21 protein-coding genes and 1 pseudogene are annotated in these 22,369 nt (G+C 73.8%); 15 read left to right on the top strand and 7 right to left on the bottom strand.

Annotation, left to right across the window (positions count from 1 at the left end):
* The first annotated feature begins 54 nt into the window (after window positions 1-54).
* From ACFE60_RS05470 to ACFE60_RS05450, 5 genes are all read left to right on the top strand, one after another.
* Window positions 55-582 carry a PadR family transcriptional regulator gene (locus ACFE60_RS05470; protein ID WP_375387834.1) on the top strand — a complete coding sequence of 176 codons (528 nt, stop codon included), beginning with the start codon at window positions 55-57 and terminating at the stop codon, window positions 580-582.
* On the top strand, window positions 582-986 hold the full coding sequence (locus tag ACFE60_RS05465; RefSeq protein ID WP_375387833.1) for a hypothetical protein: 405 nt from the start codon (window positions 582-584) through the stop codon (window positions 984-986). Before ACFE60_RS05470 ends, ACFE60_RS05465 begins: the two co-directional genes overlap by 1 nt.
* A gap of 42 nt (window positions 987-1,028) precedes the next feature.
* Window positions 1,029-2,318 carry a thymidine phosphorylase gene (locus tag ACFE60_RS05460; protein WP_375387832.1) on the top strand — a complete coding sequence of 430 codons (1,290 nt, stop codon included), beginning with the start codon at window positions 1,029-1,031 and terminating at the stop codon, window positions 2,316-2,318.
* Between the two features lie 63 nt (window positions 2,319-2,381).
* Window positions 2,382-3,491: an adenosine deaminase gene (locus ACFE60_RS05455; protein WP_375387831.1), complete on the top strand. Its 1,110-nt coding sequence runs from the start codon at window positions 2,382-2,384 to the stop codon at window positions 3,489-3,491.
* 8 nt (window positions 3,492-3,499) lie between these two features.
* Window positions 3,500-3,772: a PTS sugar transporter subunit IIB gene (locus ACFE60_RS05450; RefSeq protein ID WP_375387830.1), complete on the top strand. Its 273-nt coding sequence runs from the start codon at window positions 3,500-3,502 to the stop codon at window positions 3,770-3,772.
* A gap of 38 nt (window positions 3,773-3,810) precedes the next feature.
* Here the strand turns inward: ACFE60_RS05450 and ACFE60_RS05445 are convergent, their stop codons facing one another.
* The 3 genes from ACFE60_RS05445 to ACFE60_RS05435 form a co-directional block, all read right to left on the bottom strand.
* Window positions 3,811-4,572, bottom strand: a complete 762-nt coding sequence (locus ACFE60_RS05445) for a hypothetical protein (protein WP_375387829.1) — start codon at window positions 4,570-4,572, stop codon at window positions 3,811-3,813.
* Window positions 4,573-4,739: 167 nt separating this feature from the next.
* Window positions 4,740-6,371, bottom strand: a complete 1,632-nt coding sequence (locus ACFE60_RS05440; protein ID WP_375387828.1) for a phospho-sugar mutase — start codon at window positions 6,369-6,371, stop codon at window positions 4,740-4,742.
* On the bottom strand, window positions 6,368-7,213 hold the full coding sequence (locus ACFE60_RS05435; RefSeq protein ID WP_375387827.1) for a purine-nucleoside phosphorylase: 846 nt from the start codon (window positions 7,211-7,213) through the stop codon (window positions 6,368-6,370). The genes ACFE60_RS05440 and ACFE60_RS05435 overlap by 4 nt, the downstream gene beginning before the upstream one ends.
* Window positions 7,214-7,323: 110 nt before the next feature.
* On the opposite strand from ACFE60_RS05435, the gene ACFE60_RS05430 reads away from it, so the two are divergent.
* Together ACFE60_RS05430 and ACFE60_RS05425 are read left to right on the top strand one after the other, a co-directional pair.
* The gene (locus tag ACFE60_RS05430) at window positions 7,324-8,760 is read left to right on the top strand and encodes an NAD(P)H-quinone dehydrogenase (protein ID WP_375387826.1); all 1,437 of its coding nucleotides are present in this window, start codon (window positions 7,324-7,326) and stop codon (window positions 8,758-8,760) included.
* 167 nt (window positions 8,761-8,927) lie between these two features.
* On the top strand, window positions 8,928-9,617 hold the full coding sequence (locus tag ACFE60_RS05425) for a DUF4397 domain-containing protein (protein ID WP_375387825.1): 690 nt from the start codon (window positions 8,928-8,930) through the stop codon (window positions 9,615-9,617).
* A 56-nt stretch (window positions 9,618-9,673) separates the two neighbouring features.
* Here the strand turns inward: ACFE60_RS05425 and ACFE60_RS05420 are convergent, their stop codons facing one another.
* Both ACFE60_RS05420 and ACFE60_RS05415 read right to left on the bottom strand, forming a co-directional pair.
* Window positions 9,674-11,536: an acetyl/propionyl/methylcrotonyl-CoA carboxylase subunit alpha gene (locus tag ACFE60_RS05420; RefSeq protein ID WP_375387824.1), complete on the bottom strand. Its 1,863-nt coding sequence runs from the start codon at window positions 11,534-11,536 to the stop codon at window positions 9,674-9,676.
* Between the two features lie 86 nt (window positions 11,537-11,622).
* Complete coding sequence (locus tag ACFE60_RS05415) at window positions 11,623-12,270, bottom strand: Maf family protein (RefSeq protein ID WP_375387823.1); 648 nt, start codon at window positions 12,268-12,270, stop codon at window positions 11,623-11,625.
* 91 nt (window positions 12,271-12,361) lie between these two features.
* On the opposite strand from ACFE60_RS05415, the gene ACFE60_RS05410 reads away from it, so the two are divergent.
* The 7 genes from ACFE60_RS05410 (at window position 12,362) to ACFE60_RS05380 (ending at window position 19,660) form a co-directional block, all read left to right on the top strand.
* Complete coding sequence (locus ACFE60_RS05410) at window positions 12,362-13,552, top strand: class I SAM-dependent RNA methyltransferase (RefSeq protein WP_375387822.1); 1,191 nt, start codon at window positions 12,362-12,364, stop codon at window positions 13,550-13,552.
* Window positions 13,553-13,670: 118 nt separating this feature from the next.
* A complete protein-coding gene (locus tag ACFE60_RS05405; protein WP_375387821.1) occupies window positions 13,671-14,351 on the top strand; it encodes a response regulator in 681 nt (226 codons plus the stop codon).
* Window positions 14,341-15,576: a hypothetical protein gene (locus tag ACFE60_RS05400; RefSeq protein ID WP_375387820.1), complete on the top strand. Its 1,236-nt coding sequence runs from the start codon at window positions 14,341-14,343 to the stop codon at window positions 15,574-15,576. The genes ACFE60_RS05405 and ACFE60_RS05400 overlap by 11 nt, the downstream gene beginning before the upstream one ends.
* The gene (locus tag ACFE60_RS05395) at window positions 15,573-16,592 is read left to right on the top strand and encodes a hypothetical protein (RefSeq protein ID WP_375387819.1); all 1,020 of its coding nucleotides are present in this window, start codon (window positions 15,573-15,575) and stop codon (window positions 16,590-16,592) included. The genes ACFE60_RS05400 and ACFE60_RS05395 overlap by 4 nt, the downstream gene beginning before the upstream one ends.
* 110 nt (window positions 16,593-16,702) lie before the next feature.
* A complete protein-coding gene (locus ACFE60_RS05390; RefSeq protein WP_375387821.1) occupies window positions 16,703-17,383 on the top strand; it encodes a response regulator in 681 nt (226 codons plus the stop codon).
* On the top strand, window positions 17,373-18,629 hold the full coding sequence (locus ACFE60_RS05385; protein ID WP_375387818.1) for a sensor histidine kinase: 1,257 nt from the start codon (window positions 17,373-17,375) through the stop codon (window positions 18,627-18,629). The genes ACFE60_RS05390 and ACFE60_RS05385 overlap by 11 nt, the downstream gene beginning before the upstream one ends.
* Complete coding sequence (locus ACFE60_RS05380; protein ID WP_375387817.1) at window positions 18,626-19,660, top strand: hypothetical protein; 1,035 nt, start codon at window positions 18,626-18,628, stop codon at window positions 19,658-19,660. The genes ACFE60_RS05385 and ACFE60_RS05380 overlap by 4 nt, the downstream gene beginning before the upstream one ends.
* A gap of 605 nt (window positions 19,661-20,265) precedes the next feature.
* Here the strand turns inward: ACFE60_RS05380 and ACFE60_RS05375 are convergent.
* Together ACFE60_RS05375 and ACFE60_RS05370 are read right to left on the bottom strand one after the other, a co-directional pair.
* Window positions 20,266-20,478: an acyl-CoA carboxylase subunit epsilon gene (locus ACFE60_RS05375; protein WP_375387816.1), complete on the bottom strand. Its 213-nt coding sequence runs from the start codon at window positions 20,476-20,478 to the stop codon at window positions 20,266-20,268.
* Entirely contained in the window at window positions 20,475-22,070 is a 1,596-nt protein-coding gene (locus ACFE60_RS05370) for an acyl-CoA carboxylase subunit beta (protein WP_375387815.1), read from the bottom strand. The genes ACFE60_RS05375 and ACFE60_RS05370 overlap by 4 nt, the downstream gene beginning before the upstream one ends.
* Window positions 22,071-22,121: 51 nt before the next feature.
* Between ACFE60_RS05370 and ACFE60_RS05365 the strand changes: the two are divergent.
* Window positions 22,122-22,369 (top strand): annotated as a pseudogene (locus tag ACFE60_RS05365) (biotin--[acetyl-CoA-carboxylase] ligase); the annotation flags it as partial.

Raw genomic sequence — 22,369 nt, 5'->3', positions numbered from 1 at the left:
GCGATCCGCCTGGACCGGTCGACGGACCCGGGATGTATCTGGTAGATATATCCCGTGGTGCGAGCGAGTCAGACGGATGCGGCGGTGCTCGGCGCGCTGACCACGGGGCCGATGAGCGGCTACGCGGTGCGCGCCGCGATCCGCGACGTGCTCGGGCACTTCTGGAGCGAGAGCTACGGGCAGATCTACCCGACCCTCCGCTCGCTGGAGCAGAGCGGACTCGTCGACCGCCGCGAGCCGGACGGCGCCTTCGCGATCACGGCCTCGGGGCGGGAGCGGCTGCTCGAGCTGCTGTCCGCACCCGCGCGGGTCGAGCCCGCGCGGAACGGCCTGCTGCTGCGGCTGTTCTTCGGGGAGGTGCTCGGCGCGCCCGCCTGCCGCGCTCTGCTGGTCGAGGCCCGGGACCGGGCGCGGGAGCAGCTCGACCGGTACGAGGCGATCGAGGCCGGGATCGCGACGGAGCCCGAGCACGCGAGCCGGGCGCCGTACTGGCGCATCACGCTCGGCGCCGGCCGGCACGGAGCCCTCGCGACGATCGCGTGGGCCGAGGAGAGCCTGCGGGCGCTGGAGGAGCAGCCGTGATGTCCAGCCGTCTCGTCCGCGGCGCGGCCGTCGCTGCGATCGGCGGGGTGCTCGCCCTCGCCGGGTTCCAGGTCGCGCTGGCCGCGGGAGCGCCGCTGGGCAGGGCCGCGTGGGGCGGGACGCACCCGGGGGTGCTGCCCGTGGAGCTGCGCGCGGCGAGCGGGGTCTCGGCCGGCGTGTGGATCCTGGGCGCGTCCGTCGTCGCCGCGCGTGCCGGCTTCGGCCCGGGCGGCGGGGTCCTCGGGAGGGGGATCTGGGCCGTGATCGTCGTGCTGCTGCTCGGCGCGCTCGCGAACCTGGCCTCCTCCAGCCCCTGGGAGCGCGGCCTGTGGTTCCCCGTCGCCTGCGTGCTGGCGCTGCTCTGCGGCCTGGTGGCGCGGGGCAACCGGCACCCGCGCCCCTGACGGCCCACGACGCCGGCGGCGCCGCTGCCGTACCGTGACGCGGTGACCGAAGCATTCGACGCCGTGGATCTGATCGTCGCGAAGCGGGAGCGGCGCACGCTGCCGACCGACGGGATCCGCTGGCTGGTCGACGCGTTCACCCGCGGCGTCGTCGCCGACGAGCAGATGGCCGCGTGGGCGATGGCGGTGCTGCTGAACGGGATGGACCGCCGGGAGATCCGCGACCTCACGCTCGCGATGATCGACTCGGGCGAGCGGATGACGTTCGAGGGCCTCGGCCGGCCGACGGTCGACAAGCACTCCACGGGCGGGGTCGGGGACAAGATCACCCTGCCGCTCGCGCCGCTCGTGGCCTCCTTCGGCATCGCGGTGCCGCAGCTGTCCGGCCGCGGGCTGGGCCACACCGGCGGCACGCTCGACAAGCTGGAGTCGATCGCGGGGTGGCGCCCCGACCTCGATCCGGCGGCGCTGCGTGCGCAGCTCGCCGACGTCGGGGCCGCGATCTGCGCCGCCGGCGGCGACCTCGCGCCCGCCGACAAGCGGCTCTACGCCCTGCGCGACACCACCGGGACCGTCGAGTCGATCCCGCTGATCGCCTCCAGCATCATGTCGAAGAAGATCGCGGAGGGGACCGCCGCGCTCGTGCTCGACGTCAAGTTCGGCTCCGGCGCCTTCATGCGCGAGTCCGCGATGGCGGAGGAGCTCGCGCGCACGATGGTCGCGCTCGGCACCGACGCGGGCGTCACCACCGTCGCCCTGCTCACCGACATGTCCGTGCCCCTCGGGCTGACGAGCGGCAACGCCATCGAGGTCGAGGAGAGCGTGGAGGTGCTGGCGGGAGGAGGCCCTGCGGACGTGCGCGAGCTGACCCTCGCCCTCGCGGCGGAGATGCTCGCGCTCGGCGGGCTGCCGGACGCGGACCCGGCGGCCGCGCTCGACGACGGGCGCGCGATGGACGTGTGGCGGCGCATGATCCGGGCGCAGGGCGGCGACCCCGACGCCGCGCTGCCGGTCGCGCGGGAGCGGCACACCGTCGTGGCGGAGGCGGACGGCGTGCTGCTCGAGCAGGACGCGATGGCGGTCGGGGTGGCCGCGTGGCGGCTCGGCGCCGGCCGCGCCCGGCAGGGCGAGGCCGTGCAGCACGCGGCCGGGGTCCGCCTCCACGCGAAGCGCGGCGACGTGGTGCGGGCCGGGCAGCCGCTCGCGACCCTGCTCACCGACGACCCGGGCCGCCTGCCCCGCGGGCTCGAGGCGATCGCGGGCGCGCACGTGATCGCCCCGGCGGGGACCCCGGTCCCCGAGCGCCCTCTGGTCGCCGCCCGCATCGCCTGACCTCGCTGGTTCCCGGTACATCCCCCAGGGTCTCCCGACGGCTCGCCGGGCTACCCTGGCCTCGTGGCGGGGTGGCTGTTGTGGGGCGACGTCGATGCGGCGACCCTGCCGAAGGTGTCCCTGCACGACCACCTGGACGGCGGGCTGCGGCCCGCGACGATCCTCGAGCTCGCGGCCGAGTCGGGGGTCGGGGTGCCGGAGCACGACGCGGACGCGCTCGGCGCGTGGTTCCGCGAGCGCGCCGACTCCGGCTCGCTGGTCGAGTACCTCACCACGTTCGCGGTGACGACGGGCGTCATGCAGACCGCGCCCGCGCTCGAGCGGGTGGCGCGGGAGTTCGTGCTCGACCTCGCCGACGACGGCGTCGTGTACGGCGAGGTGCGCTGGGCGCCCGAGCAGCACCTGCAGGGCGGCCTGTCGCTCGACGGCGCGGTGGAGGCGGTGCAGCGCGGGCTCGACGCCGGCGTGGACGCCGCGCGGCACGGCGGGCGGACGATCCGGGTCGGCCAGCTGGTCACCGCGATGCGGCACGCGGAGCGGTCGCTCGAGATCGCGGAGCTCGCCGTGCGCCACCGCGACGCGGGCGTCGTGGGCTTCGACATCGCCGGCGCGGAGGCCGGCTTCCCCGCCTCCCGGCACCGCATCGCGTTCGACTACCTCGCCGAGCACTGCTTCCCCGCGACGGTGCACGCGGGGGAGGCGGACGGCATCGAGTCGATCCGCTCCGCTCTCCTCGACGGCCGGGCGCTGCGCCTCGGGCACGGCGTGCGCATCGCGGAGGACCTGGTCGTCGAGCGCGAGGACGGCGACCGGTCGTACGTGACCGTCGGCCGGACCGCGCGGTGGGTGCGCGACCGGGAGATCCCGCTCGAGCTCTCGCCGTCCTCCAACCTGCAGACCGGCGCGATCGCGCAGTGGGGCGAGCGGCTCGAGGACCACCCCTTCGACCTGCTGTACCAGCTGGGCTTCCGCGTGACGGTGAACACGGACAACCGCTTGATGAGCGGCACGAGCCTGTCGAAGGAGCTCGCGCTGCTGACCGAGGCGTTCGACTACGACCTCGACGACCTGCTCACGTTCCAGCTGAACGCGGCGGAGGCGGCGTTCCTGCCGCTCGAGGACCGCGAGGAGCTCGTCGACCGCATCACCGGCGGCTTCGAGGCGATCGACTAGGAGGCGGCGTGCTGATCCTCACCGTGTGCGGGGCCGGCGTGGGGACCAGCGAGATCCTCCGCGTCACCGCGACGAGGGCGCTGCAGCGCCTCGGCATCGAGGCGGACGTGCGCGCCACCGACAGCGAGCACGTGCACGGGCTGAGCGAGGACGCGCAGGTGGTCCTGGCTACGGCCGAGCACGTCGCCGCGATCGGCCGCACCTACGCGCAGATCATCGTGGTCGACAACATCCTCGATCAGGTCGAGCTGGAGCGGAAGCTGGCCGACGCCCTGGAGTAGCCCACTTCGCCAGTCCTGGCGCTTTCGGCTCCCGGGGATCAGCGGCGGGGCGCGAGCAGCGTCCTCGCCTCGGCGGAGAGCAGCGGCGCGACGGTCCTCCACGGCACGGTGTACACGCGGAGGCCGTGGCCGCCCAGCTGGTAGTCCTGGAAGTGGACCTGGAAGCCGGTGCGCGTGGTCTGCCAGGCCGTCCAGTTGGCCGCCCTCGGCGCCAGGCCGCTGCGGTCGGTGACCGGCTCGTCCTGCCTCGCGGCGATCCGCTCGACCTCGCGGCCGAGCACGGTGAACGCCGAGCGCTGGTGCTTGAACACGTCGGACAGCACGATCGGCGCACCGGTCCGCGCGACGAGCGCGACGGTCGCCACCGTGTCGGTGGGATGCGCGGCGCGGTCGAAGTAGTCGGCGTACTCGGTGACCACCTGCACGGTCCTGCCGTCGTTCGTCGTCACCCGGCCGGAGCCGCCGAGGGTGTGGTGCACCCGGTCGCCTCCGAGCGTCTCCTTCGCCGTGGCGCGGATCGTCGTCCAGGCGGAGGAGCGGACGCGCCGGTTCACCGTGACGGCGGCGCCGGAGCCCGCGAACACGGGGATCGCGACGTCGTAGGTGAGCGATCCCTCCGTCCCCTTCAGGTGGTCGGTCCGCACGACGTGGAGGCCGCGCGTCGTGGCGGCGGACACGGCCGCCGTCGGTGCGGCCTGCGCGGCGACGGCGCCGAGCGGGGCGACGGACAGGACGAGCGCGGTCGCGGCGGTGAGCGCGACGGTCCGCCGGCGGGGGCGGGAGGCGGAGGAGCGGTGCACCCCCGCAGCATGCCGCCGCGCGACCCCGGCGCGCCACGGGCCCGCGGACCGGGCGCGCCGCCGTTCATCGTCCGTCCACCCTCTGTGCTGCAGGTCCGGTGGGCCTCCCTTCGTTCCGTAGGTCTGGTGGACCTACGAAACGGAACCGGCGCGCGGAACGACCGGGGTCAGCGGCCGAGGAGGGGACCGACGCCGGCCCGCAGCGCGTCCAGCGCCTCGGCCGTCTCCGCCGCGCGCGCCTCCGGCGTCGCCGCGTCCGAGTGCACATCGAGGTACACCTTCAGCTTCGGCTCGGTGCCGGAGGGGCGCACGATCACGCGGGCGCCGCGCTCGAGGGAGTACCGCAGCGCGTCGGTGGCCGGCAGCCCGCCGTCGCCCGACGCCAGGTCGTCCGCCGCGAGCACCGCCAGGCCCCCGATCGACGACGGCGGGGCGGAGCGCAGCCGGGCCGTCATCGCCGCGATCTCCGCGAGGTCGTCGACCCGCACGGAGACCTGGTCCGAGTCGAACCGCCCGATCGCCGCCTCCACGTCGCCGAGCAGGTCGAGCAGCGTGCGGCCGCCGCGCCGCAGCTCGATCGCGGCGGCCAGCACGGCGACGAGCGCCGAGATCCCGTCCTTGTCCCGCACCACGTCGGGATCGACGAGGTAGCCGAGCGCCTCCTCGAACCCGAAGAGCAGGCCGGGCGCGCGGGAGATCCACTTGAACCCGGTCAGGGTCTCGACGGCGAGGAACCCGAAGTGCTCGGCGATCCGCGCGAGCCCCGGCGTCGAGACGATCGAGCAGGCGAGCGTGCCGCCGACCGGGCCGGCCGTCGAGGCGATCCGCCAGCCGAGCAGCAGGCCGACCTGGTTCCCGGTCAGCCGGTGCCAGCCGTCGTCGCGCGGGACCGCCACGGCGAGCCGATCGGCGTCCGGGTCGTTCGCGAGAACCAGCGCGGCGCCGGAGGCGGTCGCGAGCGCGGTCGCGAGATCGAGCGTGCCAGGCTCCTCCGGGTTCGGGAAGGGCGCGGTCGGGAAGGAGCCGTCCGGCTCGGCCTGCTCCGGCACGACGACCGGCGCGGGCAGGCCGGCGGCGACGAGCACGCGCCGCGCGGTCTCGAGGCCGACGCCGTGCATCGGCGTGTACACCCACGGCAGGTCCCCGGCGGGGGAGGCGGAGGGGATCGCGGCCGTCGCGGCGACGTAGCGGTCGAGCACCCCCTCGTCGGCGACGGCGTACCCGGCGCGTGGCAGCGGCGCCGCGTCGGCGACCACCGCCTCGATCTGCGCGAGCACCTCGCCGTCGGCGGGCGGGACCAGCTGCGAGCCGGCATCGGCGCCGCCCAGGTACAGCTTGTAGCCGTTGTCCGGCGCCGGGTTGTGGGACGCGGTGATCATCACCCCCGCGTCGGCGGCGAGGTCACGGACCGCGAAGGCGAGCACGGGCGTCGGCAGCGCGCGCGGGAGGAGCGTGGCCGCGATCCCGGCGCCGGCGAGCACGGCTGCGGCGTCCTCGGCGAAGACCCGGGAGTTCCGGCGGCCGTCGTAGCCGACGACCGCCGTCGGCGCGCCTCCGCGGGCCAGCAGGTGCCGGGCGAGTCCCGCCGTGGTCTGCTGCACCACGACGCGGTTCATCCGCAGCGGCCCGGCGCCGAGCGGCCCGCGCAGGCCGGCGGTGCCGAACTCGAGCCGGCCGCCGAAGCGCTCGGCGAGGCCCTTCCCGTCGTGGTCGGCGAGCAGCGCCTCGATCTCGGCCCGCGTCTCGGGGTCGGGATCGAGCGCCAGCCAGTCGCGGGCGGCGGCCTCGAGCGGGCTCATCGCCGCTCGAGGTCCTCCGCGATGCGGACCACGATCCGCGACAGCAGCCCCGCGAGGCGCTCCTCCGCGTTCCGGCCGGCCTCCAGGACCTCCTCGTGGTTCAGGGGGCTGTCCGAGATGCCGGCGGCGAGGTTCGTGATCAGGCTGATGCCGAACACCTCGACGCCCGCCTCCCGCGCCGCGACCGCCTCCAGCGCGGTCGACATGCCGACGATCGTGCCGCCGATCGCGCGCGCCATGCGCACCTCGGCGGGCGTCTCGAACTGCGGGCCGCGGAACTGCACGTAGACGCCCTCGTCGAGGCTCGGGTCGACCTCGCGGGCGAGGTCGCGCAGGCGCTTCGCGTACAGGTCCGTCACGTCGATGAACGTCGCGCCCTCGAGCGGCGACGCGGCCGTCAGGTTGATGTGGTCCGAGATCAGGACCGGGGTGCCGGGTTCCCACGACGGGTCTATGCCGCCTGCGCCGTTCGTCAGCACCATGATCCGGGCGCCCGCGGCCGCCGCGGTGCGCACGCTGTGCACGACGCGGCGCACGCCCCTGCCCTCGTAGAAGTGGGTCCGCGCGCCGATCACGAGCGCGTGCAGGCCGTTCGGCAGCCGCACCGAGGTCAGCGTGCCCGAGTGGCCGGGGATGCCGGAGGCGGTGAAGCCGGGGACCTCCTCCGCGGGGATGCGGGCGACGACCTCGCCGAGACGGCCGGCGGCCTGCCCCCAGCCGCTGCCGAGCGTCAGCGCGACGTCGTGCCGCTCGACGCCGGTGCGGCGGGCGATCTCCGCGGCGGCGAGCTGCGCGACGGCGGTCGGCGGGGAGGTGGGATCGTCGAGCGACGGCGCGGCCATCCCCGCAGCCTATTGATGCGGACAGGGTGGTCTCGAGGTCGCTGCGCTCGCCTCTCGACCAGCGGGGCAGGCCGCTGCAACGCCGCCGCGCGCGCGAATACTGTGACGGGGTGAGCTACGAGTTCGAGCGGAACCACCGGATCGTCGTCGTCGGCGGCGGGCCCGGCGGGTACGAGGCGGCGCTGGCCGGAGCCCAGCTGGGCGCGGAGACCACGCTGATCGAGCGCTCCGGCGTGGGCGGCTCCGCGGTGCTGACCGACGTCGTGCCCTCCAAGACGCTGATCGCGACCGCGAACTCGATGGGCGCCATCCAGCGCATCGCGCGGCTCGGCGTGCGGTTCTCGGTGCCGAACGAGGCCGGCCGCCAGGTCGCCCCGGTGGTCGCGGTCGACCTCCGCGCGGTGAACCGGCGCCTCAAGGACCTCGCGAACCAGCAGTCGGAGGACATGCGCGCGAACCTCGAGCACGCCGGCGTGCGGATCGTGATCGGTGAGGGGCGCCTCGACGGGCCGGGCAAGGTGATCGTCTCGACCGGGCACGGCAAGCGCGCACACGACTTCGACGAGATCGAGGCCGACACCACCGTGATCGCGACGGGTGCGAGCCCGCGGAAGCTGCCGACGGCCATGCCCGACGGGGAGCGGATCCTCACCTGGACGCAGCTGTACGAGCTGGACGAGGTGCCGGAGCACATCATCGTTGTCGGGTCCGGCGTGACCGGCGCGGAGTTCGCCTCCGCGTACATGCAGCTGGGCAGCGAGGTGACGCTGATCTCGAGCCGCGACCGCGTGCTGCCAGGCGAGGACGCCGACGCCGCGGCCCTGCTCGAGGACGTCTTCACCCGCGGCGGCATGCACCTGATGTCGCAGAGCCGCGCGACGAAGGTCGAGCGCGACGGCGACGAGGTCGTCGTCACCCTCGCCGATGGCCGGCAGATCCGGGGCAGCCACTGCCTCATGGCCGTCGGATCCGTGCCCAACACCGCGGGGCTCGGGCTGCAGGAGGCGGGCGTGCAGCTGGACGCGTCGGGGCACATCCGCGTCAACCGCGTCGCTTCCACCTCCCGCCCGTCCGTCTACGCGGCCGGCGACTGCACGACGTTCCTGCCGCTCGCCTCCGTCGCCTCGCAGCAGGGCCGCACCGCCGTGTTCCACGCGCTCGGCGACGCCGTCGTGCCGACCGAGCTGCGGAACGTGTCGAGCAACATCTTCACGGCGCCGGAGATCGCCTCGGTCGGCTGGACGCAGCGGCAGATCGAGGACGGCATCGCGCAGGGCGAGATCTACAAGCTGGCGCTCGAGACCAACCCCCGGGCGAAGATGCAGAGCATGAAGGACGGCTTCGTGAAGCTGTTCGCGCGCACCGGGTCGGGGACGGTCATCGGGGGCGTCGTCGCGGCGCCCCGCGCCTCCGAGCTGATCCTGCCGATCGCCCTGGCGGTCGAGCACCGGCTCACGGTCGACCAGCTCGCTCGCGCGTTCAGCGTGTACCCGAGCCTGTCGGGCGCGATCACCGACGCGGCCAGAGCGATGCACATCGTCGCCTGATCCGGGCGCCGGAGGGCCCGATCGCGCACGACCCGACCGGGCTTCCTGGGCGGCAGCCCTGCGGACCGTATCGGGATGCCAGGAAGGCGCCGTGGCGGGGCGATGTCCGGGAGATGGTTTGGTGGTCGGACAGATCTCCTGCCCGACGCGAACGAAGGAGTTCCTCCATGAGACGCACCATCGTGGCCGGCGCGGTCATCGGCCTGATCGCGGCGATCGGCGTGACCGCTCCCGCGCAGGCGAGCCCCGCGACCCACCCGGTGCCGAAGGCGACCGTCGGGCTCTTCCACGGGGTGCCGAACACGCCCGTCGACGTGTACCTCGGGAAGACGAGGATCGCGGACGACTTCCAGCCAGGCACCTTCGTCGGCGGCCTGCAGGTCGACGGCGGCACGTACACGGTGCGGATCACCGCGGCCGACGCGACCAGCTGGAAGCACCCGATCGTCAAGTCCAGGGTGTCGTTCAAGGGCGGCAAGAACTACTCCGTCATCGCGCACCTGACGAAGCGGGGCGCGCCCACGGTGACGAAGTACCGCAACGACGTCTCCCCGGTGCAGCACGGCCAGGCCCGCGTGACGGTCCGCCACGTCGCCGCCGCGCCGGCCGTGGACGTGCGGGCGGACGGGAAGCGGATCGTCTCCTGGCTGAAGAACCCGCGCGAGGCGGTCCTGACCGCGCCGGTCGGGACGTACAGCACGAAGGTGACCCTCGCCGGCTCGAAGAAGGCCGTGCTGGGCCCGGTCGACCTGACGCTCGCGAAGGACACCAACACGATCGTCTACGCGTGGGGCAGCGCGAAGGACGGCACGCTCGCCCTCACGCCGCGGGTGGTGCCGACGCAGCCGCGCCCGTAGCGCGCACGCAGGAGGGCCGGACGGCGACGCCGCCCGGCCCTCCTCGCGTCCCCGGCTCAGGCCGGGACCGGCACCTCGTCGAGGATCTCGAGCAGCACCGTGCCCGAGGACACGGTGGTCCCCGGCGCGGCCGTCACGCGGGTCACGACGCCCGCCCGGTGCGCGGTGATCGGCTGCTCCATCTTCATCGCCTCGAGCACGGCGACCAGGTCGCCGGCTACGACGTGCTGGCCCTCGACGACCGCGACCTTCACGATCGTCGCCTGCATGGGCGCCTTCACGGCGTTGCCGGAGGTGGTGCCGGCCCGGGACGCGCTCGACCTGCGGCGCGGAGGGGGCGGCGCCGCGACCGTCGCCTCGGGCCTCGACAGCCCCGCGGGCAGGGACACCTCGATGCGCTTGCCGTTCACCTCGACGGTGACGTGCTGCCTGCTGTCCGGCGTGGGGCCGGTCGGGTCCTGGTCGCCGAGGGAGCCGCTCCACGGCTCGAGCTCGTTGCGGAACCCGGTCTCGATCCAGTTCGTGAAGACGCCGAACCGGCCGTCCTCGGCGGTGAACGCGGGGTCGCGGACGACCGCGCGGTGGAACGGGATCACGGTCGGCAGCCCCGCCACCTCGAACTCGGCGAGCGCGCGGCGGGAGCGCTCGAGCGCGTCCTGCCGGTCGGAGCCGGTGACGATCAGCTTCGCGAGCAGCGAGTCGAACGCGCCGGACACCACGTCGCCGGTCGTGACGCCGGAGTCGATGCGCACGCCGGGGCCGCCGGGCACGCGGAAGGACTGCACCGGTCCGGGGGAGGGCAGGAAGTTCCGGCCGGGGTCCTCGCCGTTGATGCGGAACTCGAACGAGTGCCCGCGCGGCTCCGGGTCGCCGTAGCCGAGCGGCAGGCCCTCGGCGACGCGGAACTGCTCGCGGACCAGGTCGAGGCCCGTGACCTCCTCCGACACCGGGTGCTCGACCTGCAGCCGGGTGTTCACCTCGAGGAACGACACGGTGCCGTCGGCGCCGATCAGGAACTCGCAGGTGCCGGCGCCCACGTAGCCGACGGCGTTCAGGATCGCCTTCGACGAGGTGTAGAGCAGGTCCCGCTGCGCCTCGGTGAGGAACGGCGCCGGCGCCTCCTCGACCAGCTTCTGGTGCCGGCGCTGCAGCGAGCAGTCGCGGGTCGAGACGACCACGACGTCGCCGAACGCGTCCGCGAGGCACTGCGTCTCGACGTGCCGCGGCTTGTCGAGGTACTTCTCCACGAAGCACTCGCCGCGGCCGAACGCGGCGACGGCCTCGCGCGTCGCCGACTCGAACAGCTCGGGGATCTCCTCCATCGTCGTGGCGACCTTCAGCCCGCGCCCGCCGCCGCCGAACGCGGCCTTGATCGCGATCGGCAGGCCGACCTGCTCGGCGAACGCGACGACCTCGGAGGCGTCCGCGACCGGGTTCAGCGTGCCCGGCGCGAGGGGGGCGCCGACGGACTCGGCGACGTGGCGGGCGGTGACCTTGTCGCCGAGCGCCTCGATCGCGTCGGGGGAGGGGCCCACCCAGATCAGGTCGGCGTCGATCACGGCCCGCGCGAAGGCGCTGTTCTCAGCGAGGAAGCCGTAGCCCGGGTGCACGGCGTCGGCGCCGCTGCGCCGGGCGACCGACAGCAGCTTGTCGATGACCAGGTAGGTGTCGGCGCTCGTCGAGCCCTGCAGCGCGTAGGCCTCGTCCGCGAGCCGCACGTGGCGCGCGTCGCGGTCCTGGTCGGCGTAGACGGCGACGGAGGCGATGCCCGCGTCGCGCGCGGCGCGGATGATCCGCACGGCGATCTCGCCCCGGTTGGCGATCAGCAGCTTGGTGATGCGCCGCGGCGCCGGTGGGCCCACGACCGCCGGAGGCTCGTCGCGCCGAAGGCGCCGGGAGGGGCGGTCGGGGACGGACATGGATCCCTACTGTATTCGCAGCCGGGGCAGGATCTTTGGCGACCTCGTACAGACCTTCCGCCGGAATCGAGTGCGAGGCGCACAAGTCATTCCGCGCGCGCCATGTGCCGAGGCGCTGCCCAGAGCGACGTCCACGGCGTGCCGGTGGCCGTGACGAGCCGGCGCAGCGTGCTCAGGGACAGGCCGACGACGGTGGACGGATCGCCCTCGACGTGCTCGATGAAGGGCCCGGCGAGGCCGTCGATCGTGAACGCGCCTGCCACCTCGAGGGGCTCGCCGGAGGCGATGTACGCCGCCAGCTCCGCGTCGCCGAGGTCGGCCGCGAACCGGACCGTGGCGCGCGCGACCGCACCCGCGCCGGCACCGGTCCGGGCGTCGATCAGCCAGTGCCCGGAGTGCAGCACCCCGGTGCCGCCGCGCTGCGCGCGCCACCGGGCCAGCGCCGCCTCCGGCGTGTGCGGCTTGCCGTACGTGACGCCGCCGAACGCGAACGCGGAGTCGCCGCCGAGCACGAGCGCGTCGTCCCGCCCGAGCGCGTCCGCGACCGCCTCCGCCTTCAGCCGCGCCAGCAGCTGCACGAGGTCGTCGGGCGGCAGCGGCATGCCGCGGCGCGCCTCCTCCGCAGCGACGGCCGCCTCCTCGTCGACGCCCGGTGGCACGGTCTGCGGCTCGATGCCGGCGGCGCGCAGCAGCGCGAGGCGGGCGGGGGAGGTGGAGGCGAGCACCAGGCGCACGCCCCCACGGTAGGGCGGATCCGTTGTGAAGGAGTTCCTTCGCGGATGCCGCGGGGACTCCTTCAAAACGGAATTGCGGGAGGCTGGAGGCATGAGCGCGCACGAGGTCGAGCTGGACGTGCTGCGGATCGCGCACGGCGGCGTCGCGGTCGCGGAGCTCGACGGCCGGGTCGTGTTCGTCGCGGACACGCTGCCAGGCGAGCGGGTGCTCGCCCGGATCACCGACGACCGCCACGACCGGTTCTGGCGGGCGGACACCGTGCGGGTCCTCGCGGCGTCGCAGGACCGCGTGCGGCACGTGTGGCGCGCGGCCTCCGTCGACCGGGCGCCCGAGCACCGGGCCGGCGGCGCCGAGTTCGGCCACATCGCGCCGCACCGGCAGCGCGCGCTCAAGCGCACCGTGCTGCGCGACGCCCTGCGCCGCACCGCGCGGATGCCCGACGCCGAGATCGACGCGCTCGACATCGCCGTGGCCGCGGCGCCCGGGGAGGCGGACGGCACCCGCAGCCGCACCCGCGTGCGCCTCCACGTCGACCGGGACGGCCGCGTCGGGCCGTTCGCGTCCCGCTCGCGGCGGGTCGTCCCCGTGCAGGACCTGCCGCTCGCCGTCGAGCCGCTGGAGGCGCTGCTGCCCGGTCGCGCGAGGGGCCGCGAGCTCGAGCTCGTCGCGGCCGGCTCCGAGACCTTCGCAGCGGGGCCGCGCGAGCAGCGCCCGGCGGTCGTCGAGCGGGTCGGCGACCGCACGTTCCGGCTCGAGGCGCTGGGGTTCTGGCAGGTCCACCCGGCCGCGCCCGTCGTGCTCACCGCCGCGGTGCAGCAGGCCATCGATCCCGCGCTGCTCGACCCCGACGCCGACAACCTCGACCTGTACGGCGGCGTCGGCCTGCTCGCGGCCGCGCTCGCCGGCGCGCAGGACGTGCGCGTCACGACCGTGGAGGCGGACGCGGCGGCCAGCGCGCACGCGGCGCACAACCTCGCCGACCTGCCGCGCACGCGGGCGGTCGCGGCGCGGGTCGACGCCTTCCTCGCCGGCGGGGTCGCGCGTCCCGGGGCGACCGTCGTGCTGGACCCGCCGAGGTCGGGCGCCGGCATCGACATCGTGCGGGCGATCGCCGCCTCAGGTCCCGCGCAGGTCGTGTACGTCGCGTGCGATCCGGTCGCGCTCGCCAGGGACGTCGCGGTGTTCGCGGAGCACGGCTGGGGCGTCGACCGGCTCGACGCGTTCGACCTGTTCCCGAACACGCATCATCTGGAGGCCGTGGCTCGCCTCACGCCGCGCTGAACGTCCGCGTTCCCCCTCCACTGGGGTCGGAGCCGCCCCGATCGGGGAGCAGAGCGCGATATCCCGTTCGCTTTATCGTGAATTCGATTTCAATGAAGCGGGGGGCTTCCTTTTGTCGATGACGGCGGAGAGTGCCACGGATCTGGTTCGGGTGGCGGTGGTCGATGATCACGAGTCGGTGCGGCTGGGTCTGTTGGCTGCGTGTATGCGTGAGGGGTACCAGTTCGTCGATGAGGGGGCGAACGTCGCGGAGCTGATCGGTCGTCTGGGCGGTCGTGATGTCGATGTCGTGGTGCTGGATCTGTCGCTCGGTGATGGGGTGTCGATCACGGACAACGTGAAGGCGTGTCAGGCGACGGGTGCTGGGGTGCTGATCCATTCGATCGCGGATCGTGCTGCGGGGGTTCGGGAGGCGTTGGCGGCGGGTGCTGCTGGGGTGATCCCGAAGTCGAGTGCGACGGCGGTGGTGATGGCGGCGATCCGGACGGTTGCTCGGGGTGAGGTGTTGAACAACCTGGAGTGGGCGACGGCGATCGATGCGGATGTCGAGTTCGCGAAGGCGCAGCTGGGTCGGCGTGAGCGGGATGTGCTGAATCTGTATGCGTCGGGTCTGCCGTTGCGGATGGTGGCGGAGCAGCTGGGGATCGCGCCGTCGACGGTGCGGGAGTACCTGGATCGGATCCGGGTGAAGTACGTCGAGGTGGGGCGTCCTGCGCCGACGAAGGTGGATCTGCTCCGCCGCGCGGTGGAGGACGGCATCCTGCCCGGCCTCGACCCCGACACCACCCATGACGACTGACCGGGCGGCTCTCGAGACCGACCGGTTCGGTGCGCAGCGCTTCGAGCGCTACCTCTCGGTCATCGTCGCCGCGTTCGGGCTGCTCTACGCGCTGCAGACGCTCGACGCGTTCGTCGCCGACCGGCCGTCCATGCCCGGTCCGCTCGGCGTCGCCGCCACCGCCGCCGTCGCTGGCTCGGTGCTGCTCGGCTGCCTCGCCCCGGTATCGGCCCGGCACGCGCGCGCCCTCTTCCTCGGCGCCGCCGTGCTGTTCTGCGCGGCCGTGGTCGTCTGGCCCCTCTCGCTGACCGGCCCCGTGCCCGTCGCACCCATGCCGTGGTTCATCGGCCTGATGCCCGTGCAGGCCGCGTACCTCACGGTCGGCTTCCGGGGCGTCGCGGCGCCGATCTGGTGCTCGCTGCTGCTCTGCGCCGGCATCGCCGTCGCGCTCGTCGTGCGCGGCGGCCTCTCCGTCGCCGACGCGCTCGCGAACGGGCTGTTCGGCGTCGCGGTGTCCGTCGTCCTCGTCGTGCTCATCAGCGGGGTCCGCCGCGGCGTCGACCGGGCCGACCTCGCGCAGCACGCCGCGCTCAGCCGCTACGGGCAGTCCCGCCGCGACGACGCCACCGAGGCGGAGCGCGCGCGCACGGACGCCCTCGTGCACGACTCCGTGCTCACGACCTTCCTCGCCGCCGCCTCCGCGACCGACGACGAGGCCGAGGGCCTCGCGCGTCGCATGGCGGCGAACGCACTGCGCGTGCTCGCGCACGTCAACCGGTCCGCCGCCGTCGGGCCGGCCGTGCCGTTCGGCAAGGTGCTCGGCGACGCCGACGACCGGCTCCTGCCGCTGCTGGCGGACTTCGACGTGCAGGTCGGCGGGCTCGCCGACCTCGTGCTGCCCGTGGAGGCCGCCGAGGCGATCGTCGAGTCGCTGCTGCAGTCGATGACGTCGAGCCTGGCGGAGGCGACGGACGCCCGCGTGCGCACCGTGCGCATGAGCGAGCTCGGCCCCGACGGCATCCGCGTCGTCGTGTCCGACGACGGCGCGGGCTTCGACCCGGCCGACCCCAGCGGCTCCCGGGCTCGCGCGCAGCGCGACGTCGCGCTGCGGATGCGCTCGGTCGACGGCCGGGCGATCGTCGAGTCCGGTCCGGCCGGCCCGACCGTCGTGCGCCTCAGCTGGGGATCCGTCGTCGTGTCCGGGGTCGCGCCGCTGCCCGAGGTCGCCGTGGGGCTGACCGCGTGATCGTCGTCCGCCGCTGGTTCTCGTTCGGCATCGCCTCCGCGATCGCCGCGTACACCGCCGCCTACGCGGTCATCGAGATCGCCGTTGGGCGCGCACCGCTCAGCGACCTCGTCGCGCTCGTCCTGTTCGGGATCGCCTTCGGCCTGTGCGTCGCACGCACCGGCCAGGCGCCCCTCGCCACCACGGTCGTGATCGTCGGCGCCGGCATCGCGCTGCCCCTGCTCGGCTCGCAGGGGCTCGACCCGGTGCACGACAGCTACTCGAGCGGCGCCTGGTACGTCAGCGGCGTCGCGTGCATCGTCGTCGTGCTGCTGTGGCGAAGGCGGGCGATCGCCGCATGGTCCCTGCTCGGCGTGCTGCTGCTGCACACCTACGTCTGGGGCGGCCTCGACGCCGTCAACGGCTTCGGCGTGGTGGCGGCCGCGCTGCTCATCGCGATCATGGCGGCGGGCGGCTGGGCCGTCGCGCGCACGGAGCAGGACCTGCGCCGCTCCTCCGCCGTCGAGCGCCAGGCGCTCGAGTGGGAGGCCGCGCAGGACGCCTACCACTCGGAGCGCCACGCCCGGCTCGCCATGACGGCCGCCCTCGCCGGGCCGATGCTCGAGCGGATCGCCGGCGCGACCGACGGCCTCACCGACGCCGACCGGTTCGAGTGCCGCGTGCTGGAGCAGACCATCCGCGACGAGATCCGCGGCCGACGGCTGCTGAACGACGCGGTCCGCGAACAGGTGATCGCGCACCGCCGTCGCGGCGCGCTCGTGCAGGTGAACGACGACGGCGGCATCGACGACGTCGACGCGCACGCGATGGCGCCGCTGCTCGACCGGGTCGCGGCCGCGCTGGACGGGCTCACCTCCGACCGCATCATCATCCGCACCGCGCCGAGGGACTCCGCCAAGGCGCTGTCCGTCGTCGCCATGTCGAGCGACCCCGTCGCCGCGGCCCTCGGCATCGACGACGCGGACGACGAGCAGGTCGATCTCTGGCTCGAGCTGGACCGCCCGCTGCCCGTCTGAGCGCACCCCGTTCTGGGGTCGGCGCCCGGCGGAGTGGGGTCCCGGGTCGGGGCGATCCCGCTCCTACACTCGCCCGCGTCCCGAGACGAGGAGGAAGTCCGTTGGTGTCGATGACGGCGGAGAGTGCCACGGATCTGGTTCGGGTGGCGGTGGTCGATGATCACGAGTCGGTGCGGCTGGGTCTGTTGGCTGCGTGTATGCGTGAGGGGTACCAGTTCGTCGATGAGGGGGCGAACGTCGCGGAGCTGATCGGTCGTCTGGGCGGTCGTGATGTCGATGTCGTGGTGCTGGATCTGTCGCTCGGTGATGGGGTGTCGATCACGGACAACGTGAAGGCGTGTCAGGCGACGGGTGCTGGGGTGCTGATCCATTCGATCGCGGATCGTGCTGCGGGGGTTCGGGAGGCGTTGGCGGCGGGTGCTGCTGGGGTGATCCCGAAGTCGAGTGCGACGGCGGTGGTGATGGCGGCGATCCGGACGGTTGCTCGGGGTGAGGTGTTGAACAACCTGGAGTGGGCGACGGCGATCGATGCGGATGTCGAGTTCGCGAAGGCGCAGCTGGGTCGGCGTGAGCGGGATGTGCTGAATCTGTATGCGTCGGGTCTGCCGTTGCGGATGGTGGCGGAGCAGCTGGGGATCGCGCCGTCGACGGTGCGGGAGTACCTGGATCGGATCCGGGTGAAGTACGTCGAGGTGGGGCGTCCTGCGCCGACGAAGGTGGATCTGCTCCGCCGCGCGGTGGAGGACGGCATCCTGCCCGGCCTCGACCCCGACACCACCCATGACGACTGACGAACGCGGCCGCGCCATGGCGGCGCGGATGGGCCTCGCGCCCATCGGCTCCCGCCGCATCGAGGTCATGCTCGCGTCGATGGTCAGCGTCTTCGGCGTGCTGTTCACCGCGCTGACCGTGCCCCGGCTCGTCGGCGACATGCCCATGATGCATCCGGCGATGGGCCCCATGGTCGCGGTCGCCGTCTACGGCCTGATCGCGCTGGCGGCGCTGGCCGCGCTGCTGCACCAGTGGACCCGGCCCGTCTTCGTGGTCGCCGGCATCGTCTACCTCGCCGCGATCGCGCTGTGGCCGCTCACCGTCACCGGCCTGTACGGCGACGCGTCGACCCCGTGGCTGTTCCAGCTCGCGGGCGTCGCCTGCGCCTTCGTGGTCGTCGCCGCGCGCTGGCACGTCGCGCTCACCTACGTGCTCGGCGTCTCCGTCTCGATCGGCGCCATCCGCCTCACCCCGGCGGGCGGGCAGGTGCACCTCGGCTCCGCGGTGCTCGACGCGGTGACCGCCTCCATGCTCGGGATCGCGCTGCTGCTCGTGGTCGTCGCGGTGCGCCGCGCCGCCCGCCGGGTCGACACCGCGCAGGGCGCCGCGCTCGACCGCTACGCGGACGCGCAGATCGACGAGGCCACGGAGTCGGAGCGCACCCGCACCGACGCGCTCGTTCACGACCGGGTGCTCACCACGTTCCTGTCCGCGGCGGCGGCCCACACGCCCGAGGCGAGGGCGCTGGCGCGCAGCATGGCCGCCGACACGATGAACGTGCTCTCCCGCGCGACCGTCGCCTCGCACGTCGGCCCGCGCGTGCCGGTCGGCGACCTGCTCGGCCGGATACGGACGGACGCCGGCGGCATCGGCGACGGCTTCGCGTACGCCGTGCAGGAGGTGCGCGACCACTTCGTGCCGGAGAACGTGGCGGACGCCATCGTCTCGGCCGCCGTGCAAGCCATGTCGAACAGCGTCAAGCACGCGGGCGGGCCCGAGGTGCCGCGCTCGGTGCTGGTGAAGGGCGCGGCGCACGGCGCGGTCTGCGTGCACGTGAAGGACGAGGGCCGCGGCTTCGACCCGAAGCGGATCGCCTCCGAGCGGCTGGGCGTGCGGGTGTCGATCTACGAGCGGATGAGCCGCGTGAACGGCGCGGTGGAGCTGCGCACCGCGCTGGGCGAGGGCACCGAGTTCGTGCTGTCCTGGCCCGAGTCCGCGATCGCCGCGACCGAGCCGGCCGCCGGGGCGACGGCGGTGCTCGCGTGATCCCGCTGCCCCGTCCCCTGCTGCTGGTGCTCGCCATCGGCGTCGCCGCATGCACCGTCGCGAGCGGCGTGATCGCCGCGACCGCCGCCGCGCACCCGGAGCGCGTCGTCGTGGCGATCGGGATCTTCGTCGTCTGCTTCGTCCTGTCGCTGCAGAGCGGCGGCTCGTCGATGTCGCCGCTGCTGTCCGGGCTGAACGCGGGCGTCGTGCTCGCGATGGCCCTGCTGTGCACCAGCGACGTGCCTCCCGGCCACTCGGTCGGCCCCGAGGACTGGTACATCGGCGCGGCCGGCTGCCTGCTGGTCGCCGCGATGCTGAAGCGCCGCCAGATCCACGCCTGGATCGGCGCCGGGCTGGTGCTCGCGCAGACGCTGGTGCACGGCGGCCCCGCCGCGGTCATCGACTCCGGCGCGGGGGTCATGGTGCTGTGGGTCGCCGCCGCCTCGTTCGGCGTGCGGTCCCTGTCCCACGCGATGCGCGACATCCACCAGTTCGCGCGCTCCGAGCGGGAGGCGGTCGAGTGGCAGGCCGCGCAGGACGCGCACCACTTCGAGCGGCAGGTGCGGCTCACGCAGACCAGCCGCGTCGCGCTGCCGATGCTGCGGCACATCGTGGAGGTGGACGGCGAGCTCGACGACGCGGACCGGTTCGAGTGCCGCGTGCTGGAGCAGACGATCCGGGACGAGATCCGCGGCCGCCGGCTGCTGAACGAGGCCCTGCGCGACCAGGTGATCGCGCACCGGCGTCGCGGCGCGTTCGTGCAGGTGCTCGACGACGGCGGCCTCGACGACATCGAGCCGGCGCTGATGGAGCCGATGCTCGACCGGGCGGCCGAGGCGATCTCGCACGTCCGCTCGGACCGCATCATCATCCGCACGGCGCCGAGGGGCTCCGACAAGTCGGTGACCGTGGTGGCGATCTCGATCGACGAGACCGCTGCGGCGCTCGGCCTCGAGGACGAGGGCGAGGAGGTCGACCTCTGGCTCGAGCTGCCGCGCCCCGAGGGCGCCCCGGCCCCCGTGGAGGCCTGACCCGCTTCGCCGGGCTCAGTCGCCTGCGGCGGGGGGACCCAGCGTGATCGCGTCCCTGGACTGCGTTGTGAAGGAGTTCTGGTCCCTCGCTGATCCGGGGCTCGGGTGCGACTGCGACCAGAACTCCTTCACAACGAAGCGTGCGTCGCACGGGCGAGTCGGTGCGGGTGCGCCGGGAACGCGACCCATGACTCGGGGCAGGAGGATCCAGCGTGGTCGCGTCCCTGGACTGCGTTGTGAAGGAGTTCTGGTTCCTCGCTGATCCGGGCTCGGGTGCGACTGCGACCAGAACTCCTTCACAACGAAGGGAAAGGGGCCGGCCTCCCCAGACCGGCCCCTGTGCACCCCCGTGCGAGCGGGACAACCCGAACGTCCCGCTCCTGGTCCGGGGAGCCGAGTTACCCGACTCGGCTCTCGCCCGGTGGCCGCCGCCTGGGTGGGCGACGGTGGTGGTACCAGTGTGCGCGACGTACAGCGTGTTCACAGTCGGCACATCGGAGGACAATCGGGGTACAAATCCGAGGCGATTGTTCCCCCTGCGTCGTGTTTGCACCCGAACGAGGGTCGTCCGGCGACGAATCAGGCTCGGAGCAGGGGATCCGTGCTCACCGGTCGCGCCAGTCCCGATCCGTCGGCCAAGGCCGGCGCAGCGGCCGGGAGGTGCGGTCCCAGGCGGACCGCGCCGGCCGGCCCGGCAGCGGCAGCGCCGACACCGCGCGCTCGAGCATCAGGCCGCTGAGCAGCGCGGCGATCGCCGCGGTCTCCTCGTCGGTCGGGGAGCCGGCGATCACGTGCAGCGGCAGCGGCTCGTCGGTCACAGCGGGATGTTCCCGTGCTTCTTCGGCGGCACCGACGCCCGCTTGCCGCGGAGGGCGCGCAGCGCCTTGATGACGGTGATGCGCGTGCTCGCCGGCTCGATGACGCCGTCGAGCTCGCCGCGCTCGGCCGCGAGGAACGGGCTGGCGACGTTGTACGTGTACTCGTTCGCCAGGCGGGTGCGCACGGCGTCGACGTCCTCGCCGGCCGCCTCCGCCTCCCGGATCTCGCCGCGGTACAGGATGTTCACGGCGCCCTGACCGCCCATCACGGCGATCTCGGCGGTGGGCCAGGCGTAGTTCAGGTCGGCGCCCAGCTGCTTCGACCCCATCACGATGTAGGCGCCGCCGTACGCCTTGCGGGTGATCACCGTGACGAGCGGCACGGTCGCCTCGGCGTACGCGTACAGCAGCTTCGCGCCGCGGCGGATGACGCCGGTCCACTCCTGATCGGTGCCGGGCAGGTAGCCGGGCACGTCGACCAGCGTGAGGATCGGGATGGAGAACGCGTCGCAGAACCGCACGAAGCGGGACGCCTTCTCGCCGGCGTCGATGTTCAGCGTGCCGGCCATGGCGGAGGGCTGGTTCGCGACGACCCCCACGGTCCGGCCCTCGATGCGGCCGAAGCCGACCACGATGTTCGGCGCGAACAGCGGCTGCGTCTCCAGGAAGTCGCCGTCGTCGACCAGCGTCTCGATCACGTCGTGCACGTCGTACGGCTGGTTCGGGCTGTCCGGGATCAGCGTGTTGAGGCGGCGGTCGGCGTCCGTGACCTCGAGGGCCGCGGTCGTGGCGTACACCGGCGGGTCGGCGAGGTTGTTGTCGGGCAGGAAGCCGATCAGGGTGCGCGCGTAGTCGAGCGCGTCGTCCTCGTCGGAGGCGAGGTAGTGCGCGACGCCGGTGCGGGTGTTGTGGGTGAGCGCGCCGCCGAGCTCCTCCATCGCCACGTCCTCGCCGGTGACGGTCTTGATCACGTCGGGACCGGTGACGAACATCTGGCTGGTCTTGTCGACCATGATCACGAAGTCGGTGAGCGCGGGGGAGTAGACCGCCCCGCCCGCGGCCGGGCCCATCACGATCGAGACCTGCGGGATCACCCCGGACGCGGCGGTGTTCCGGCGGAAGATCTCGCCGTACTTGCCGAGCGCGACGACGCCCTCCTGGATGCGGGCGCCGCCGGAGTCGAGGATGCCGATGATCGGCACGCCGGTCTTCAGGGCGTGCTCCATCACCTTGATGATCTTCTCGCCGGCGACCTCGCCCAGGGAGCCGCCGAAGATCGTGAAGTCCTGGCTGTACACCGCGACCTGGCGGCCGTGGATCTCGCCGATGCCGGTGACGACCGCGTCGCCGTAGGGGCGCTTCGCGTCCATACCGAACGCGGTGGTGCGATGGCGCACGAACTCGTCGAGCTCGACGAACGTGCCGTGGTCCAGCAGCTGCTCGATGCGCTCGCGGGCGGTCTTCTTGCCCTTCGCGTGCTGCTTCTCGACGGCCGCCGCGCCGCTCGCGGTCACGGCCTCGTGGTAGCGGTCCTTCAGGTCCGCGAGGCGCTCCGCGGTCGTCGTGGCCACCGGCCCGGGGCTGTCCGTCACGCTTCCCGAGCCTAACGGCGCCCGCCGCCGCCGCGTTTGTAGCCTTCGGCCATGCAGCTGCCGCAGTCCTCGTCGCTGGTCGCGCGGCTCGACGTCCTGCCGGAGGCGGGTTCGACCAACACTGAGCTGGTGCGCGCCGTCGCCGCGGATCCCGCCGCGTGGCCCGCGCCCGCCGTGCTGGTGACGGACCACCAGACCGCCGGCCGGGGCCGGCTCGGCCGGTCGTGGACCGCCCGGGCGGGCGACTCGCTCGCGATCTCCGTGCTCCTCCCGCCCGACGTGCCGCGCGAGCGGCTCGG

This window comes from uncultured Amnibacterium sp., assembly GCF_964245895.1.
Taxonomy (GTDB): Bacteria; Actinomycetota; Actinomycetes; order Actinomycetales; family Microbacteriaceae; genus Amnibacterium.
This window is presented reverse-complemented; position numbering and strand designations above follow the sequence as displayed.